General features: G+C 60.2%; 16 protein-coding genes. 15 read left to right on the top strand and 1 reads right to left on the bottom strand.

Annotation, left to right across the window (positions count from 1 at the left end; genetic code table 11):
* The first annotated feature begins 131 nt into the window (after nucleotides 1-131).
* From sufC to M516_RS0106120, 11 genes are all read left to right on the top strand, one after another.
* Nucleotides 132-920, top strand: a complete 789-nt coding sequence (gene sufC, locus M516_RS0106070; protein WP_029098330.1) for a Fe-S cluster assembly ATPase SufC — start codon at nucleotides 132-134, stop codon at nucleotides 918-920.
* Between the two features lie 21 nt (nucleotides 921-941).
* Nucleotides 942-2,240 carry a Fe-S cluster assembly protein SufD gene (gene sufD, locus M516_RS0106075; protein WP_029098331.1) on the top strand — a complete coding sequence of 433 codons (1,299 nt, stop codon included), beginning with the start codon at nucleotides 942-944 and terminating at the stop codon, nucleotides 2,238-2,240.
* Entirely contained in the window at nucleotides 2,240-3,466 is a 1,227-nt protein-coding gene (locus M516_RS0106080) for a cysteine desulfurase (RefSeq protein WP_029098332.1), read from the top strand. The genes sufD and M516_RS0106080 overlap by 1 nt, the downstream gene beginning before the upstream one ends.
* Nucleotides 3,453-3,890 carry a Fe-S cluster assembly sulfur transfer protein SufU gene (gene sufU / locus M516_RS0106085; protein WP_029098333.1) on the top strand — a complete coding sequence of 146 codons (438 nt, stop codon included), beginning with the start codon at nucleotides 3,453-3,455 and terminating at the stop codon, nucleotides 3,888-3,890. The genes M516_RS0106080 and sufU overlap by 14 nt, the downstream gene beginning before the upstream one ends.
* Before the next feature lie 49 nt (nucleotides 3,891-3,939).
* Nucleotides 3,940-5,337: a Fe-S cluster assembly protein SufB gene (gene sufB / locus M516_RS0106090; protein WP_029098334.1), complete on the top strand. Its 1,398-nt coding sequence runs from the start codon at nucleotides 3,940-3,942 to the stop codon at nucleotides 5,335-5,337.
* A gap of 179 nt (nucleotides 5,338-5,516) precedes the next feature.
* Nucleotides 5,517-5,915, top strand: a complete 399-nt coding sequence (locus M516_RS0106095; protein ID WP_029098335.1) for a hypothetical protein — start codon at nucleotides 5,517-5,519, stop codon at nucleotides 5,913-5,915.
* Nucleotides 5,916-5,920: 5 nt separating this feature from the next.
* Nucleotides 5,921-6,568, top strand: coding sequence for an ABC transporter ATP-binding protein (locus M516_RS0106100; protein ID WP_029098336.1), 648 nt, complete (start codon nucleotides 5,921-5,923; stop codon nucleotides 6,566-6,568).
* 232 nt (nucleotides 6,569-6,800) lie between these two features.
* Nucleotides 6,801-7,337 carry a suppressor of fused domain protein gene (locus M516_RS0106105; RefSeq protein WP_029098337.1) on the top strand — a complete coding sequence of 179 codons (537 nt, stop codon included), beginning with the start codon at nucleotides 6,801-6,803 and terminating at the stop codon, nucleotides 7,335-7,337.
* A gap of 16 nt (nucleotides 7,338-7,353) precedes the next feature.
* Nucleotides 7,354-7,815 (top strand): NUDIX domain-containing protein, encoded by a 462-nt coding sequence (locus M516_RS0106110; RefSeq protein WP_029098338.1) that lies wholly within the window; start codon nucleotides 7,354-7,356, stop codon nucleotides 7,813-7,815.
* Between the two features lie 40 nt (nucleotides 7,816-7,855).
* Nucleotides 7,856-8,563 carry a nucleotidyltransferase domain-containing protein gene (locus tag M516_RS22835; protein WP_051188111.1) on the top strand — a complete coding sequence of 236 codons (708 nt, stop codon included), beginning with the start codon at nucleotides 7,856-7,858 and terminating at the stop codon, nucleotides 8,561-8,563.
* 186 nt (nucleotides 8,564-8,749) lie between these two features.
* Nucleotides 8,750-9,823, top strand: a complete 1,074-nt coding sequence (locus M516_RS0106120; protein ID WP_035289143.1) for a M42 family metallopeptidase — start codon at nucleotides 8,750-8,752, stop codon at nucleotides 9,821-9,823.
* 204 nt (nucleotides 9,824-10,027) lie between these two features.
* On the opposite strand, the gene M516_RS0106125 is transcribed toward M516_RS0106120, so the two are convergent.
* Nucleotides 10,028-10,972, bottom strand: coding sequence for a DMT family transporter (locus tag M516_RS0106125; protein ID WP_081656460.1), 945 nt, complete (start codon nucleotides 10,970-10,972; stop codon nucleotides 10,028-10,030).
* 147 nt (nucleotides 10,973-11,119) lie between these two features.
* Here M516_RS0106125 and M516_RS22840 point away from each other — a divergent pair, with 147 nt between their 5' ends.
* From M516_RS22840 to M516_RS22850, 4 genes are all read left to right on the top strand, one after another.
* The gene (locus M516_RS22840; RefSeq protein ID WP_051188112.1) at nucleotides 11,120-12,604 is read left to right on the top strand and encodes an aminotransferase-like domain-containing protein; all 1,485 of its coding nucleotides are present in this window, start codon (nucleotides 11,120-11,122) and stop codon (nucleotides 12,602-12,604) included.
* 187 nt (nucleotides 12,605-12,791) lie between these two features.
* Nucleotides 12,792-13,331 carry an NfeD family membrane protein gene (locus tag M516_RS0106135; RefSeq protein ID WP_029098341.1) on the top strand — a complete coding sequence of 180 codons (540 nt, stop codon included), beginning with the start codon at nucleotides 12,792-12,794 and terminating at the stop codon, nucleotides 13,329-13,331.
* Nucleotides 13,328-14,908, top strand: coding sequence for a flotillin family protein (locus M516_RS22845; RefSeq protein WP_051188113.1), 1,581 nt, complete (start codon nucleotides 13,328-13,330; stop codon nucleotides 14,906-14,908). Before M516_RS0106135 ends, M516_RS22845 begins: the two co-directional genes overlap by 4 nt.
* Before the next feature lie 232 nt (nucleotides 14,909-15,140).
* Entirely contained in the window at nucleotides 15,141-16,754 is a 1,614-nt protein-coding gene (locus tag M516_RS22850; RefSeq protein WP_051188114.1) for a spore germination protein, read from the top strand.
* Nucleotides 16,755-16,787: the final 33 nt, after the last annotated feature.

Here is a 16,787-nt window from a genome sequence, read left to right on the forward strand (position 1 = left end):
TAAACATAATTATTTAAAAATTACAGATATGTTCCATTCCTTGATTTAAAATTATTCTTATTATAAGATAGTCATTGAGAATGAATTGAGAATAACCCATTCATTTCACGATACTGATGGAGGGAAAGCACATGACAGCAGTACCGCATTTGCAAATAAAAAACCTTCGCGCCAAAATTGAGGACAAGGAAATCCTCAAGGGTCTCACCCTGGAAATCAAAGGCGGCGAAGTGCACGCGATCATGGGGCCGAACGGTACTGGGAAATCCACGCTGGCGTCCACGCTGATGGGTCACCCGAAATACGAAGTGACCGAAGGCGAAGTGATCCTCAACGGAGAAAACCTGCTCGAGATGGAAGTGGACGAGCGCGCCCGCGCCGGTCTGTTCCTGGCGATGCAGTATCCGTCCGAAATCAGCGGGGTGACCAACTCCGACTTCCTGCGCTCCGCGATCAACGCGCGCCGCGGCGAAGGCAACGAAATTTCGCTGATGAAGTTCATCCGCGAGCTCGACAAGAAGATGAAAACCCTGGAAATGGACGAATCCTTTGCTCACCGCTACCTGAACGAAGGCTTCTCCGGCGGTGAGAAGAAGCGCAACGAAATCCTGCAGATGATGATGCTGGAACCGAAGATCTGTATTCTCGACGAGATCGACTCCGGTCTCGACATCGACGCGCTGAAAGTGGTGGCGAACGGCGTCAACGAAATGCGTTCCCCCGAACGCGGCTTTTTGATCATCACCCACTATCAGCGCCTGCTGAACTACATCAAGCCTGACTTCGTACACGTGATGATGCAGGGCCGCATCGTGAAATCCGGCGGTCCGGAGCTGGCGGAGCGCCTCGAGGCGGAAGGCTACGATTGGATCAAAGAAGAGCTCGGCATCGTGGATGAAACCGTAAACGCGAACGTGTAGGAAGAAGGAGGCAGCAGTGAGATGAGTGTGGATGTACAGCTCCGCTTCGACCGTGAAGCGATCACCGAGTTCTCCAAGGCCAACCGAGAGCCTGCCTGGTTCTTGGAAAAGCGTCTGGCCGGCTTGAAGGCGGCGGGCGAACTGCCACTGCCCGCTTTGGAGAAAACCAAAATCGACAAATGGAACATCGATCAGTTTGAGCCGTTTCAGACCAGCGCCAGCGTATCCGCCGCAACCGAACTGGACGACGTGGTGAAAGCGCAGATCGATGCGAATGCGGTAAAAAGCCTGATCGTGCAGAAAAACGCTTCCGCGGTGTTTCACGCGGCAGCGGACGAGCTGAAGAGCAAGGGTGTCATCTTTACCGACCTGGCGACCGCGCTGCGCGAGCACGGCGATCTGGTGCAAAAATACCTGCTGAACGTCGTGGCGTACGACGAGCACAAGCTGACCGCGCTGCACACGGCCGTGGTCAACGGCGGGGTCTTCCTCTACGTCCCGAAAAACGTGGAGCTGGACGTGCCGCTGCAGGCCGTATTTGAAGTGGCGGGCGACAACGCGCTGCTCTGCCCGCACGTGCTGATCGTGGCGGAAGCGAACAGCAAGGTGACCTACGTGGATACCTACGTCTCCGGCGAAGGCCGCAACATGGTGGCCAACAGCATCGTGGAAGTGTATGTCGGCCCGGGCGCGTCCGTGCAGGTGGCATCCGTTCGTTCCCTCTCCAAGGACGTCCACGACTACACGTTCCGCCGCGCCACCGTTGACCGCGACGGCAAGATGGAGTGGATCCTGGGCGAGATGAACGACGGCAACACCGTGGCCAACAACACGACGATCCTCAAGGGCACCGCTTCCTCCGCCGAGACCAAGACCGTCTCCGTGGGAACCGGCGATCAGCGCCAAAACCTGACCTCCCAGGTGCAGCACATCGGCACGCATTCCGAGTCCGACATGGTCAGCAAGGCGGTAATGACGGGCGAAGCGACGACCATTTTGAACGGTATCACCAAAATTGAAAAAGGCGCCGAAAAGGCAAACGGCGAGCAGGCGGAAAACATCCTCATGCTCAGCGAAAAAGCGCGCGGCGACGCCAACCCGATTCTCCTGATCGACGAGGACGACGTGAAAGCGGGTCACGCCGCGTCGGTGGGACGGGTGAGCGAGGAGAGCATCTATTACCTGATGTCTCGCGGGATCGACCGCCAGGAAGCGGAGCGTTTGATTATCCTCGGCTTCCTGGAACCGGTTGTCGCTGAGATTCCGATCGATGAAGTGAAGAACCGGCTGCGCCAGGCGCTCGAAAGGAAGTTGGGCTGATGAACGCCAAAGAGCTTCGTCAATACTTTCCCATCCTGCACCAAGAGGTAAACGGCCACCCGCTCGTCTACCTGGACAACGCGGCTACCTCGCAAAAGCCGATCCAGGTGATCGAAGCGGTCGACAAGTACTACAAGGAGTACAACTCCAACGTGCACCGCGGCGTGCACACCCTGGGCAGCAGGGCGACAGACGGATACGAAGGCGCGCGTGAGAAGGTCCGCGCCTTCATCAACGCCCGCGAGGCGGCGGAAGTCGTCTTTACCCGGGGCACGACCACGGCCGTCAACATGGTGGCCTACGGATTCGCCCGTGCGTTTCTCAAGCCGGGCGACGAGATCGTGACCACCCTGGTGGAGCACCACAGCAACTTCATCCCCTGGCAGCAGGCGGCCAAGGCGACCGGCGCCACCTTCAAGTTCATTCCGCTGGCGGAAGACGGCACGGTGACGCTGGAGGCGGTGAAGCAGGCGATTACGGCCAACACCAAACTGGTCGCCATCCACCACGTCTCCAACGTGCTCGGCGACACCACGCCGGTGAAGGAGATCGCCGAGATTGCCCACCGCCACGGCGCGCTGCTGTTCGTCGACGGCGCCCAGGGGGCTCCCCACAAAAAGATCGACGTGCAGGAGCTGGACTGCGACTTCTACGCGTTTTCCAGCCACAAGATGTGCGGCCCGACCGGCGTCGGCGTGCTGTACGGCAAGCGCGAGGTCCTGGAGCGGATGGAGCCGGTCGAATTCGGCGGCGAGATGATCGACTTCGTGGAGCACTTCGATTCCACCTGGAAAGAGCTTCCCTGGAAGTTCGAGGGCGGAACGCCGATCATTGCCGGCGCCATCGGATTGGGAGCGGCCATCGACTTTTTGCAGGAAATCGGACTCGACAACATTGAACGGCATGAGAAAAAACTGGTGGCATATGCTATGGAGCAGATGCGGGAAATCGAAGGGCTGACCATTTACGGCCCGGCGGAAAACCGCAGCAGCTTAATCACATTCAACCTGGCCGAGGTCCATCCACACGATCTGGCGACGGTGCTGGACAGCCACGGCATCGCCATTCGCGCGGGCCATCACTGCGCCCAGCCGCTGATGCGCTGGCTGAACGTCACGGCTACCGCCCGGGCGAGCTTCTACCTGTACAACACGGAAGAAGAAGTGGATGCGCTGGTGGCGGGGTTGAAAAAGGCGAAGGAGTACTTTGGCAATGTCTTCTCTTGATGATCTGTACCGCCGCGTGATCATGGACCACTACCAGAAGCCGCGCAACCGCGGCAAGCTGGATGAATCGGAAGGACTTGTTGTCAACCTGAACAACCCGACCTGTGGCGACAGCATCTCGCTCTCCCTGAAGGTGGAGGAGGGCAAGGTGGTGGACGCCAAATTTCTCGGCGAAGGCTGCTCGATCAGCATGTCGTCCGCCTCGATGATGACGGAGGCGGTCAAGGGCAAGTCGGCGGAAGAAGCGCTCAAGCTGGCGCACATCTTCTCCGACATGATGCAGGGCAAGGAGATCGACGATTCGATCGACCTGGGCGACATCGAGGCGCTGTCCGGGGTCGCCAAGTTTCCGGCGCGGATCAAGTGCGCCACGCTGGCCTGGAAGGCGCTGGAGCAGGGGATCAGACAGGCCGGGGAGTCGTAAGTTCGTCAGGCTGTCAAGCCGCCATGTCAACAAAAAGGAGTGAGTAAGGATGGCTAAGAAAGCCCCTGAATTGCAGGAATACCAGTACGGCTTTCACGACAAGGACGTCTCCGTCTTCCGTACGAAAAAGGGCTTGACCCGCGAGATCGTGGAGGAAATCTCCCGCATCAAGGGCGAACCGGAGTGGATGCTCGAATTCCGTCTGAAAGCGCTGGACATCTTTTTGAAAATGCCGATGCCGAAGTGGGGCGGCAACCTGGACGACCTCAACTTCGACGACATCACGTACTACGTCAAGCCGTCCGAAAAGACCGGACGCAGCTGGGACGAAGTGCCGGAGGAAATCAAGGCGACCTTTGACAAGCTGGGCATTCCGGAAGCGGAGCAGAAGTTCCTCGCCGGCGTTTCCGCCCAGTACGAATCCGAGGTCGTCTACCACAACATGCAGGAAGACCTGGAAAAGCTGGGCGTGCTCTTCTGCGACATGGACTCCGCGGTGAAGCTCTACCCGGACATCGTGAAGGAGTACTTTGCCACCGTCATTCCGCCGGCGGACAACAAGTTCGCGGCGCTCAACTCGGCGGTATGGTCCGGCGGCTCCTTCATCTACGTGCCGAAGGGCGTGAAGGTGGAAACCCCGCTGCAGGCGTATTTCCGCATCAACTCGGAGAACATGGGGCAGTTTGAGCGCACGCTGATCATCGTGGATGAGGACGCCTTCGTGCACTACGTCGAAGGCTGTACCGCCCCGATTTACAGCACCGACTCGCTGCACTCCGCCGTGGTGGAAATCATCGTGAAAGAGCGCGGACGCTGTCGTTACACAACCATCCAGAACTGGTCCAACAACGTCTACAACCTCGTGACCAAGCGCGCCGTCGCATACGCGGACGCGACGATGGAGTGGATCGACGGCAACATCGGCTCCAAGCTGACGATGAAATACCCGGCCGTGATCATGAAAGGACCGCGCGCCAAAGGGACCGTTCTCTCCATCGCGGTGGCGGGCAAAGGACAGCATCAGGACGCGGGGGCGAAAATGGTTCACCTGGCGCCGGACTGCACGTCCACGATCATTTCCAAGTCCATCTCCCGCGACGGCGGCAAAGTGACCTACCGCGGTCTGGCCCAGTTTGGCCGCAAGTCGGAAGGCTCCAAGTCCAACATCAAGTGCGACACGCTGATTCTGGATAAACTGTCCACGTCCGACACGATCCCGTACAACGAGATCATGAACGACAACATCACGCTGGAGCACGAGGCGACGGTCTCCAAGGTGTCCGAGGACCAGCTCTTCTACCTGATGAGCCGCGGTCTGTCCGAAGCGGAAGCGACCGAGATGATCGTCATGGGCTTCATCGAGCCGTTCACCAAGGAACTGCCGATGGAGTACGCGGTAGAAATGAACCGCCTGATCAAGTTCGAGATGGAAGGTTCCATCGGATAATCCTAGATGTAGCAAGGGGGTGGAGCCCAGACAGTGGGCTTTGCCCCCTTTTTTTGTCCCCTTCCATGTGAACGTACCTCACCTGCAGGGAGAAAGCATCGTTTTCCATCTGTTTGGGAGCATGCAGATGGGAACCGGTTTCCAGCCGAATGCTGGGCAAGTGATCATGGGGGAATGATTTGTGCACGGACAACCATGATGCAACGGTTGTCTGTTTTTTTATTCGCAAACAGGAAATGAGGCTGTCGGCAGGGACAGCCTCATCGGCATTGGACGGTGCGTGCGGGTTCCTTCTTTTTGCGGGGCAAATAATCGGGGAAGTCGGTGATCATGCCGTCCGCACCGGCATTACGCAGCGGGTTCACTTCCTCCGGCTTGCGTGTGTCCATCATTGTCATTTGCGCATGTACGATATAAAGGGAAATTATGGTTCGATCTTCTCCCCGTTTGCTTGTACGAAGGACAAGTTCTCATTGTGTACCTGGTTTTTGTTTGTCGTGGAGGGGGTTCTTTCTGTAATCGCCTTGATGATGGTGGAGCAGAAGAACAAGGTGCGGGTTCTCAAGGGAGGGAGTTAAATCGGATGCCGAATATCTGTGAATTGATCAATGTCAGCAAAAGCTATGGCCGCCGCCTCGTGATCGACAATCTAAGCCTGGCGATTCAAAAGGGAGAGATGGTGGCCATTACAGGGAAAAGCGGTTCGGGCAAATCCACAATCCTCAACATGCTGGGACTGCTGGAAAAGCCGGACAGCGGCATCGTCCAGGTGTGCAGCGAGAAAAACCCGCCGGTCGGATCAGGCAGAGCCAACCGGCTTCGCCGGAATGCCATTTCCTATCTGTTCCAAAACTTTGCGCTCATCGATCACGCCACGGTGGACGACAATCTGGAGATTCCGCTGATCTATGCGAAACTCAATCGAAAAGAAAAGCAGGAGATGAAACAATCTGCCTTGGAACGGGTCGGGTTGAACATTTCGCTCAAGCAGAACATCCATGAGCTCTCCGGGGGAGAGCAGCAGCGGGTTGCCATTGCGAGAATCCTCTTGAAACCTTGCGAGCTCATCCTGGCAGATGAACCGACCGGCTCGCTGGATGCGGACAACCGAAACGAAATCCTGGCTATCCTGCAGGGACTCCACCAGGAAGGAAAGACCATCATCATCGTGACGCATGATGATGTAGTGGCGGAAGCATGCAGCCGGATCATCCGCCTGGATGCCTCCTGAAACAATCCGATACAGACAGATTGCCCCCAACGAGCAGACAAGTTGCTGGTATGGGGGTTCTTGTTTGATGGAGGGTTGCCGCCTGATGGTTGGAATCGACAATGGGAGGGGCGAATGGGCGATTTTCTCCCCGCACGGCATGGCAAAAGCCGCTTTTCTTTCTATATACTACAGATAGGGAAAAAACCCGGACCGCGGGGATGCAGACATAACTGTGAATGGAGACATACATATGAATGTAGTAACCCAACTGCTTCACCATTTCAACCATGCGTTTGGCAGCCGGGGAGAACTGTATCAATCCGAGGAGGCGGACGTGCTGATCGCCGTCTATCCGGCCACGCGCAAACGGGGCTGGTGGACCTACGTGACGCTGGAGCTGCATCATACGGGAGGAACGGAGTGCGTCTTCTATTCGTACCGGTTCAACCCCGCGATGGTCACCCACCTCGGGCACGTGGCCGGACAGGTGGCCCGGCTGTGGCGCGAACAGGGAAGGCGGCTTGGGGACGGGGATGTCTTTTTGCTCCGGGAACCCATTGCCGAGGGCTCCTGCCTGCGTTGGGCGCTGGCCACTTCCCCCTATTTTGAAGCGGACGGCTTCGACCTCTTTACCGACGGAAGCGACGTGGTTCGGATGATGATGCTGCACGCCATCTCCGAATCGGAGGCCGCTTTTGTAAAGAACGAAGGACTCGACGCACTGGAGAAACGCTTTGCGGAGACCGGAGTCAATTCTCTGGATGTGACGCGTCCCCCTGTCATATGAAAAGGGAGCGAGCGGAATGAAAGCGATTCGTATGAGGGTCACCGTAGTGGTGGAACACCAGGGCGCGATTTTGTTGATCAGGGAAAAAAGCGGCGGACAGCCCTGTTACAGCCTGCCCGGCGGCAGCGTGGAGTTTCTGGAGACCATTCCGGAGGCGGTGAGGCGCGAGGTATGGGAAGAGACCGGCCTTTTGGTGGAGTTTGAGCGGATGCTCTGGGTGGATGAACGGATCGACACCGCCGGTGACGGCAAGCACACGATCGGCATCGGCGTCCTGGCCCGGTTGGTCGGGGAGGAGACGGCGCCCATCCCCGGCGGACTGGACGACGAAGAGATTGACTGGGCCGGGTGGGTGCCGGTGGAGGAGTTTTGCACGTGTCCGCTGTACAACCCGCTGCGGCGCGAGCAGGTGATCCAAGCGCTGACGGAAACGGGGTACATCCCCGGCTACATCGGCAGCCGTTCCCAACAGGAATGAGCCGGTGGCGAACATGGCGGCAGAGGGGCGGTGACAGACAATGAACGAATCGATGCTGGCGGCCGTTTTGCGGCAGGCGCCCGACCTGCGGGACCGGCTTTGCTACCTGGCGTACGGGGGCAGCCGCAGCTACGGAACGGAGACGAACGAGAGCGACGTGGACCTGCGCGGGATCGCCTTCGCCCCGGTGGAAGCCGTATTCGGCCTGGAGACGTACGAGCAGACGATCCTGGATGTACCGGACACGGTCGTGTACGCCCTGACCAAGTACCTCAAACTGGCGGTGAAGGGAAACCCCACGATCCTGGAAATGCTCCATGTGGAGCCTGCCCACGTCCTGTACGCCGATGAGCGGGGCGAAGAGCTGCGGGCCCACCGGGACCTGTTTTTGTCCAAACGCCTCTACCGCTCCTACGGCGGGTACGCCATCGGCAGCATCCGCAAGCTGGCGAGAAAAGGGGAGCCCTACGACGCCAAAGACGCCCACCATCTGATCAGGCTCTTGCAGATGGGACGGGAGCTGTTGGAAACGGGAGCGCTGCAGGTGCACCGCCCCCGGGCCAGCGAGCTGGCGGCGATCAAGCGGGGTGAGTGGCCGCTTGCGGACGTGCTCGCCTGCGCCGAAACGCTGTTTGCGGAAATGACCGCCGCTTACGAGCGTTCCCCCCTGCCGGATGAAGTGGATCGCGATGCCGTCCAGGCGCTTGCGATCCGCCTGAACCAATCCTATTACTGCCGCTTGGCCTGAGCCCTTCCGGAACCGGGAAGGGTTTTTTTGTCGGAAAAAGCGGCTGGACCCGAATGAACTTCCGCACGACCGGGTGAAAATAGGGGGGAACCACGTGCCGGGGATCATGGCGGCTGACCAATTGGGGAAGGCTAACGATCGGGTTACCAAAAGGAGGGATGGGTTCTGGAGAAGGATTTGCTGCTGATGAAGGAACTGACGGAGACGGCCGGGCCGCCCGGATTTGAGGTGCGCATCCACGAGGTGATGCGAAAACACCTGGCCGATCTGCAAACGGAGCTGATCGCCGACAACCTGGGCAGCATCGTCGGGAAAAAAGGGGAATCGGGACCGAAAATCCTGTTGGCGGCGCATCTTGACGAAGTGGCGTTTCTGATTACCCACATCACCGAAGACGGATTTTTGCGGTTTCTGCCGCTCGGCGGCTGGTGGGGACACGTGATGCTGGCCCAACGGGTGAAAGTGCTGACCGGCGCAGGAGACCTGACCGGGGTGATTGGATCCAAAGCGCCTCATGTTCTTTCGCTGGAAGAGCGAAAAAACGTGCTGGAGATCGACAACATGTTTATCGACATCGGAGCGTCCAGCCGGGAGGAAGCGGAGCGGTTCGGCGTCCAGGTGGGCGACCCGGCGGTTCCCGTGTGTCCGTTTGAAGTCCTCCCCAACCCCAAGTTTTTGCTGGCGAAAGCGTGGGACAACCGGGCAGGCTGTTATCTTGCGCTGAAAGTAATGGAGCAGATTCAACGGGAGGACCTGTCCAATACCGTCTACGCCGGCGCCACCGTTCAGGAGGAAGTGGGACTTCGCGGCGCCGAGACGCTGGCGCACAAGATTTCGCCGGACATCGCGTTTGCGCTGGATGTCGGAGTGGCCGGGGATACGCCGGGCATGACCCAAAAGGATGGGCAAACCAGATTGGGCAAAGGGCCGCTGCTGGGATTTTTGGATCGAACCATGATTCCTCACATCAAACTCAGAAACTTCGTCATAGAGACGGCGCGGGAACACGGCATCCCCTTTCAGATCGACGTGATGCCGGGCGGCGGCACCGATGCCGGAAAGATCCACACCGCTTACAACGGCATCCCCTCCATGGTGATTGGCGTGCCGGCCCGCTACATTCACAGCCACGTTTCTGTCGTCCACCGGGATGATTTGGACCATGCGGTAAAACTCCTCGTCGCCCTTCTGAAGAAGCTGGATGCAGCGGCGGTCCAGTCCATAAAGGGATTGGGACAAAAAAGTTCAGACAGCCGGTAACGCAATCCGGATCTGCCGAGGGAAGCGGGCAGATCCGGATTTTTTGCTTTGGAAAGATGCACTGCCAGAACCGGGGTTGTCAACTGCTTCTGATCAGCGCGTTGGTATCCGCTGTCAGCGTTGTGTGTTGCCGCTTAAGACATCACTCGGGAAAGCAGTCCGGCTCCGTTTAGCCAGGGACAGGGCACAGCCGGATTGTTTCCGTCACGACCGCTCGATGCGAATGACGGCGGCACGGCGTCCTTGGGCTACGGCGGCCACGACGATGACGGCAGCGGCGACCGCCCCCGGCGTGATGGATTCGCCTAAAAGCAGGGCAGAAGCGGCGAGAGTGAAAAACGGCTGCAGGTACTGCGTCTGGCCGACACGGGCCACGCCCCCTACGGCCAGGCCGTGATACCAGGCGAAGAAGCCGAGATACTGGCTGACCACGCTGACGTAGCCAAAACCCAGCCACGCGCTCCAGGAAGCGTTCCGCAGCTCGGAGACGAGCGGGCCGGCCATGGGGACGACGAGGAGTGGAAAGGAAAAGACCAGCGCCCAACTGATCACCTGCCAGCCGCCCATCGTGCGGGCCAGCTGTCCGCCCACGGCGTATCCAACGGCGGCGGCCAGCACGGCGCCGAGCAGCGCCAGATCGGCCTGCTGCAGGCCGCCCAGTCCGGTGCCGGCTGCGTACGCCAGGATCGCCAGACAGGCGGCGGCGCTGGAGATCCAGTACCGCCGGGAAGGACGCTCCCCGGCGAAAAACGCGGCCGCTCCCGCTGTCGCCAGCGGCAGCAGGGCCAGCACGATCGCGCCGTGGCTGGCCGGCACTCGTTCCATCGCCCGGGCGGTTAAAAACGGAAAGCCGCCGACCACTCCCGCGGCGACGATCACGAGCTGCCTGGTTTGCCGCCAGGTCGGCACCCGCTCCCGTTTCAGCAGCAGCACCAAACCGGCCAGCACGGCGGCGACTAGCGCCCGCCCCAGCCCGACCGTGAGCGGAGACAGGGCGGTCAGGGCCGCCTTGGTGGCCGGAAGCGTCAGGCTGAAGCTGAAGACGCCGAGCAGACCCCAGACGAGGCCGAGCCGTTCTTCCCGCCGGTCTGCGGTTTCCTGCGACGCTCCCGATGGCTGGCTGATCCGGCTTCGGGCTTGAACTCCCATGATGATCCCATCCTTTTTTCACAGCATGTGGTTGCATCCTCCATGGTAGGGCAGGCTGTGCGAAAAGTCTTGAGCCAATTGGCAGCAGGGGGGATCAGCCAATTTGTCGAACAAGGGAGGAAACGATGGATCGGGAGGGAAAGCGACGTGGAATGGAAGCCGGACAAGCATGCGGAGCAGCCGGTCTACAAACAGATCGCTGCGCATCTGGAACATGAGATTGTCAGCGGTGCGCTGCCGCCGGGGGCCCCGCTGCCGCCAGAGCGGACGCTGGCCCGCCAGTACGGCGTCAACCGGGGCACCGTTTCGGCTGCCTACGAGGAGCTGCGCGCCGCCGGACTGATCCAGTCCCTGCAGGGGAGCGGCACATGGGTCAGCAGACACCTGTGGGGCGTGCAAAAAGTGCCCAACTGGCACCAGTACACCACCGGCGGGGCGTTTTTGCCGGCGCTGCCGATCGTCAGGCGAATCCGCGAAGCCGGGTGGAATCCGGCCATCATCAATCTGGCCAAGGCGGACCTGGCGACGGCGATGCTCCCAACACTGGGGTTCGAGCGTTTGCCCGGCGGAAAGCTGGATGCCATCGAGTTGGGGTACGTCCATCCCAAAGGGGAACCGCATCTGCGCGAAGCCGTGTCCGCCCACCTGCGCACCCATTACGGGATTGCCGTCTCGCCCGAAGAGATCCTGATCACCTCGGGCGCGCAGCAGGCCCTCCATCTCATTTCGCTCTGCCTGCTCGCCCCGGGCGATGCCATCGCCATGGAGGGACCCTCGTACACGTACTCGCTGCCCTTGTTCGCGTCGGCGGGGCTGCGCCTCTACCGGCTCCCGATGGACGAGGATGGAGTGATCCCCGACGAGATGCGGACGCTGTACAAAAAACACCGGATTCGCATGGTGTTTCTCAACCCGACGTTTCACAATCCCACCGGCACCGTGCTGAGCGAATCGCGCCGCCATCAGCTTCTGGCCGTCTGCCGGGAACTGCGGATTCCGGTGGTGGAGGACGACGCGTACGGAGCGCTCGCCCTGGACGAGGCCAAGCGTCCGCCGCTGCCGCTGAAGGCGCTGGACACCGGCGATTCCGTCCTGTACGTCGGCAGCTTGTCCAAGACGATCGCGTCCGGTCTGCGGATCGGCTGGCTGGCAGGGCCGCGTGCGGTCATCGAACGGCTGGCCGACGCCAAACAGCAGATGGACTACGGCACCAGCTCGGTTTCGCAGCAGCTGGCCCGGCTGGCCCTGGAAGGAGGGCTGTGGGAGAGACAGATGGAGCGGCTGCGCCCGTTTCTCACCGCCCAGCGGGACCGGATGCTGGCGGCACTGGACACGCACCTGCGGAAGGAGGCATCGTGGAATGTGCCGGCGGGAAGCTGCCACATCTGGTGCAGGCTGAACACGCCCGTTGACGGGCGGGACCTGCTGGAGGCGGCGATCCGGGCGGGGGTGGTGATGACGCCGGGAGAGGTGTTTGGAGCGGAGCCGGGCTGGATGCGGCTGACGTATTCGTGGGAGAGCAGCGAGGCGCTGGAGGAGGGGATTCGCAGGCTGGCGGAGGCGATCAAAATGGCGGAGCCCGGCCGGAAGAGGACGGGGTCCGTATGGCGGTCCCCTGTCCGTGATGGGTGATCAAAGCGCCGAGACCGGAACCTGACAGACGTTCCTGCCGTCCGAAGCGGCGGGGACGTCTGCTTTTTTTGTCTGACCAGCATGAAACGCAAGTCCCACTTTCGATGAAAATATTGCCGAAAAATCGAAACATTTGGCCTACCCATACGTATGAAAAGGATGACAGGAATGGAAAGGGGTGACAAACATGGGCGTGATGGATACCGTCTACCTCATCTGCATGGCGTTTGGCCTTGTCTATACGTTGATGACGCTTTTTTGGGGCGGGGCCGTCTCCGACTGGCTGGAACAGGCCCATCTGCCGGTGCTGCAGCCCGTCCTCCTGGTCAGCGGGATCACCGCTTTTGGCGCCGCGGGTTTGCTCCTGTCCCGTCTGACTTCCTTTTCCGCGTGGACGGTGCTGGGCTTGGCCGCTGCGGGCGGAGCGGCGCTGGCGGTTCTGGCGTACTTTATCTGGGTGGAGCCGATGGCGAAGGCGGAAAACTCGACCGGGTACTCGATGCAGCAGCTTGTCGGCCAGATCGGCGAAGTGTGGACGTCGATCCCCTCGGGCGGTCTGGGGGAAGTGCTGATTGCCATGGTGGCCGGCACCACCCACCACATGGCCGCCAGCGTCGATGGCGAACCGATCCGGGAAGGGACGCGGGTCGTGGTGGTAGAGGTGCGCGACCACGTTCTGCATGTCACACCGTTCCCCCATTATGAAGAAAAGGAGAGCATGCTATGAACGAACCGACCATTCTCGTCACCGTCGCCGTCGTCGTCAGCGTCTTCGTGGTGCTGGGCATCGCTTTTTGGGCCCGGTACAAGACGGTGGGCGCCGATGAGGCGATGATCGTGACCGGCAGCTTTTTGGGCACCAAAAACGTGCTCAGCGACGAGTCCGGCCGCAAGATGAAAATCGTCCGGGGCGGCGGCGCCTTCATCCTGCCGATTTTCCAACAGGCCAACTTCCTCAGCCTGCTGTCCCACAAGCTGGACGTCTCCACGCCGGAAGTGTACACGGAGCAGGGCGTTCCGGTGATGGCGGACGGTGTCGCCATCATCAAGGTGGGCGGGTCGATCGAGGACATCGCCACAGCCGCGGAGCAGTTCATGGGCAAGTCGGACGACGCGCTGAAAGCGGAGGCCCAGGAAGTGCTGGAAGGCTACCTGCGCGCCATCCTCGGCAGCATGACCGTGGAGGAGATCTACAAAAACCGGGAGCGCTTTGCCCAGGAGGTGCAGGCCGTCGCCGCCAAGGACCTGAAAAAGATGGGGCTCTCCGTGGTCAGCTTCACGATCAAGGACGTGCGCGACAAAAACGGCTACCTGGCGGCGCTGGGGATTCCGCAGATTGCGGCCGTCAAGCGGGACGCCACGATTTCCCAGGCGGAAGCGGACAAGGAAGCGCGCATCCGCCAGGCCCAGGCGGAAGAAGAGGCGCGCAAGGCGGAACTGCTGAAAGAGACCAACATCGCCGAGGCGGAGAAGGACAAGGAACTGAAAATCGCCTCCTTCAAGCAGGAGCAGGACAAGGCGAAAGCCGTCGCCGACCAGGCCTACAAGCTGCAGGAAGCCGTCGCGAAGCAAAAGGTGACGGAAGAGGAGATGAAAATCGACCTCGTCCGCAAGCAGAAGGAAATCGAGCTGGAGGAAAAGGAAATCCTGCGCCGCGAGCGGCAGTACGACGCCGAAGTGAAGAAAAAGGCGGACGCCGACCGCTATGCCGTGGAACAGGCGGCGGAAGCGGAAAAGGCGAAGAAAATCCGCGAAGCCGACGCGCTGAAGTACCGCATCGAGGCGGAAGCGAAAGCGCTGGCCGAACAGAAGCGGCTGGAAGGGCTGGCCATCGCCGAGGCGGAAAAGGCGCGAGGAAGCGCCGAGGCCGAGGTTACCCGCCTGAAGCTGGAAGCGGAGGCGGAAGGGAAGGAGAAGCTGGCCGAAGCGTTCGAAAAGTTCGGGCAGGCGGCCGTGCTGGACATCATCGCCAAGATGCTGCCTGAGCTGGCCGAGAAGGTGGCCGAGCCGATGAAGGCGATCGACAAGGTGACCATCATCGACACCGGCGGCGGGCAGGGCGACGGCGTCAACCGGCTGAGCGGCAGCGTGACCAGGCTGATGGCCCAGCTTCCGGAAATGCTGAAGGACGTCTCCGGTCTGGACATGAACAAAATGATCGCCGACTTCATGCAGCCGACCAAACCGGAGGCCCCGGCCGTTCCGCAGCCCGCGGCGCAGCAGGCGGCGGCCGCGGCTGAGCCGCTTCCGGCTCAGGACACTGCCCATCGTCCGGCAAGGTCCGCAGCGGAACAGCAGACCTGACGCCCCCCTTTGTGGAGGGGGCCGCTGGGGCCATTCCATGTTCATCACAAGCAGGTTTCCCTCGCCGGGGGGAAGCCTGCTTTTTGTCATGCGCCCATCCCTTCGCCTAAAACGTGAGGTCGATCGGAGCAGCAGGCGGGAACCGCGGGGAATTTATTCATAATTGGACCGCGATTCGCCAACACTATAGAGGCTTGAAGGGAATGAATGGAAGGAAAGGTTTGAACCCCCTATGCAGTTCAACCTGTTTTGGCGCAAATCGGTGGATAAATCAAAGCGGTTTCTGTTACGCGAAAAACAAGCGGTGAACACGATCGGGAAAACGCCCCTTCACGCGTCGCTGGTCAAAAACGCGGAGGAGCTGACGGAGCGGCTGGGCGGCAGCAGCGATTTTGCCGCCTGCCATCTCACGTGTCTGGACAGGAAAGTCAGCCTGTTCTTCCTGCGCAGTCTGGCAGATCCCGACCGCTTGAACCGGCAGGTGATCGTGTCCCTGCAGCAGAGAGCGGGCTTGTTCCCGACCGCTCAGGCGTCCCCCGTGACCGGGGACAAGGAGGAGAGAAGCCTGCTCCCGTTCATCCAGGAGGGCATCGTGTCCGCAAGTGACACACAGCGGGTGGAGGACTGGCAGACCGCGATCGAGCAGATCCTGTACGGCAAAGCGCTGCTCTTGGTGGACGGCGAGTCAGTCGGTTTGGCTGTCGGAGTCAAGAAGGAAAACGGCCGGAGCATCGAGCCGCCGGACACGGAACAAAGCGTCATTGGACCGAAAGAAAGTTTTGTGGAAACCCTCAACACCAATATCGGACTGGTTCGCCAGCGCCTGCGCGACCCGTATCTGCGGGTGGAGTCCGTCGTGGTGGGAAGACGGACGAAGCAGGAAACCGCCGTATTGTACCTCGCGGACGTGGCCAATCCGCGCATCGTGGAAGAAGTGAGGCGGCGTCTTTCCTGCATCGAAACAGACAGCCTGATCGGCCAGATGCAGCTTCAGGAATACCTGGAGAACAATTCGTTCTCCCTGTTTCCCCAACTGCGCCCCACCGAACGGCCCGACGTCACCTGTTCCTATCTGATCGAGGGAAACGTGGCGGTCATGGTCGAGGGGGCGTCGCACGCGCTGCTTCTGCCGATCACGTTCTTTCAACTGCTGGAAACCGTCGACGATTACTACACCAGTTGGCAGTACGCCACGCTGATCCGCTTCGTGCGGATGATCGCCCTGTTTCTCAGCATCACGACGCCCGGGCTGTATTTGTCGCTGGTCGCGTACAACCCGGAGCTGATTCCCACTCGGCTCCTCATCTCCATGGACGCCGCTCGGGTCAAGGTCGCGTTTCCCTTTCTGGTGGAAATTTTCATCATGGAACTGATGATCGAGATTTTGCGCGAAGCCGGCATCAAGCTGCCCAAACCGGTCGGGCAGGCGGTAAGCATCATCGGAGGGCTTGTGATTGGCGAAGCGGCTGTGAACGCTAATCTGGTAAGTCCCGTGACGGTCGTCATCGTCGCGTTGACCGCGATCTCCTCCTTCACGGCGCCTGTGTATTATCTCGGCATCACGTACCGGATTCTGCGGTTCTTTCTGCTGTTATGCAGCAGTTTATTGGGGACCTACGGATTCATCCTGGGCCTGTTCCTCATCCACGCCCATGTAGCCCGGCTTGTTTCATTCGGCGTTCCCTATCTGGCTCCGCTTTCTCCGCTGCGTTTGCGGGATTGGACGGATATGCTGGTTCGAATTCCGGTGAAAAAGCTGCAAACGCGCCCCGCGTTTCTGAAAACGCGCAAGCCAAAGAAAGCGGGGGACTCCCCGATGATGCACCGCGACCGGCGGAACAAGTAAAGGCTGCATTTTCCGCGAAAGGAATGATCACTC

The sequence above is a fragment of the Brevibacillus thermoruber 423 genome, assembly GCF_000454065.1.
GTDB classification, from domain to species: Bacteria; Bacillota; Bacilli; order Brevibacillales; family Brevibacillaceae; genus Brevibacillus; species Brevibacillus thermoruber.

Excerpts from the sequence above, each read along its gene's own strand:
- M516_RS0106120 (WP_035289143.1), top strand. The coding sequence starts at position 8,750 with ATGAAGGAACTGACGGAGACGGCCGGGCCGCCCGGATTTGAGGTGCGC.
- M516_RS22845 (WP_051188113.1), top strand. The coding sequence starts at position 13,328 with ATGAACGAACCGACCATTCTCGTCACCGTCGCCGTCGTCGTCAGCGTC.
- M516_RS22850 (WP_051188114.1), top strand. The coding sequence starts at position 15,141 with ATGCAGTTCAACCTGTTTTGGCGCAAATCGGTGGATAAATCAAAGCGG.
- M516_RS22835 (WP_051188111.1), top strand. The coding sequence starts at position 7,856 with ATGAACGAATCGATGCTGGCGGCCGTTTTGCGGCAGGCGCCCGACCTG.
- M516_RS0106110 (WP_029098338.1), top strand. The coding sequence starts at position 7,354 with ATGAAAGCGATTCGTATGAGGGTCACCGTAGTGGTGGAACACCAGGGC.
- sufC (WP_029098330.1), top strand. The coding sequence starts at position 132 with ATGACAGCAGTACCGCATTTGCAAATAAAAAACCTTCGCGCCAAAATT.
- sufB (WP_029098334.1), top strand. The coding sequence starts at position 3,940 with ATGGCTAAGAAAGCCCCTGAATTGCAGGAATACCAGTACGGCTTTCAC.
- sufU (WP_029098333.1), top strand. The coding sequence starts at position 3,453 with ATGTCTTCTCTTGATGATCTGTACCGCCGCGTGATCATGGACCACTAC.
- M516_RS0106100 (WP_029098336.1), top strand. The coding sequence starts at position 5,921 with ATGCCGAATATCTGTGAATTGATCAATGTCAGCAAAAGCTATGGCCGC.
- M516_RS0106080 (WP_029098332.1), top strand. The coding sequence starts at position 2,240 with ATGAACGCCAAAGAGCTTCGTCAATACTTTCCCATCCTGCACCAAGAG.
- M516_RS0106135 (WP_029098341.1), top strand. The coding sequence starts at position 12,792 with ATGGGCGTGATGGATACCGTCTACCTCATCTGCATGGCGTTTGGCCTT.
- sufD (WP_029098331.1), top strand. The coding sequence starts at position 942 with ATGAGTGTGGATGTACAGCTCCGCTTCGACCGTGAAGCGATCACCGAG.
- M516_RS0106105 (WP_029098337.1), top strand. The coding sequence starts at position 6,801 with ATGAATGTAGTAACCCAACTGCTTCACCATTTCAACCATGCGTTTGGC.
- M516_RS0106125 (WP_081656460.1), bottom strand. The coding sequence starts at position 10,972 with ATGGGAGTTCAAGCCCGAAGCCGGATCAGCCAGCCATCGGGAGCGTCG.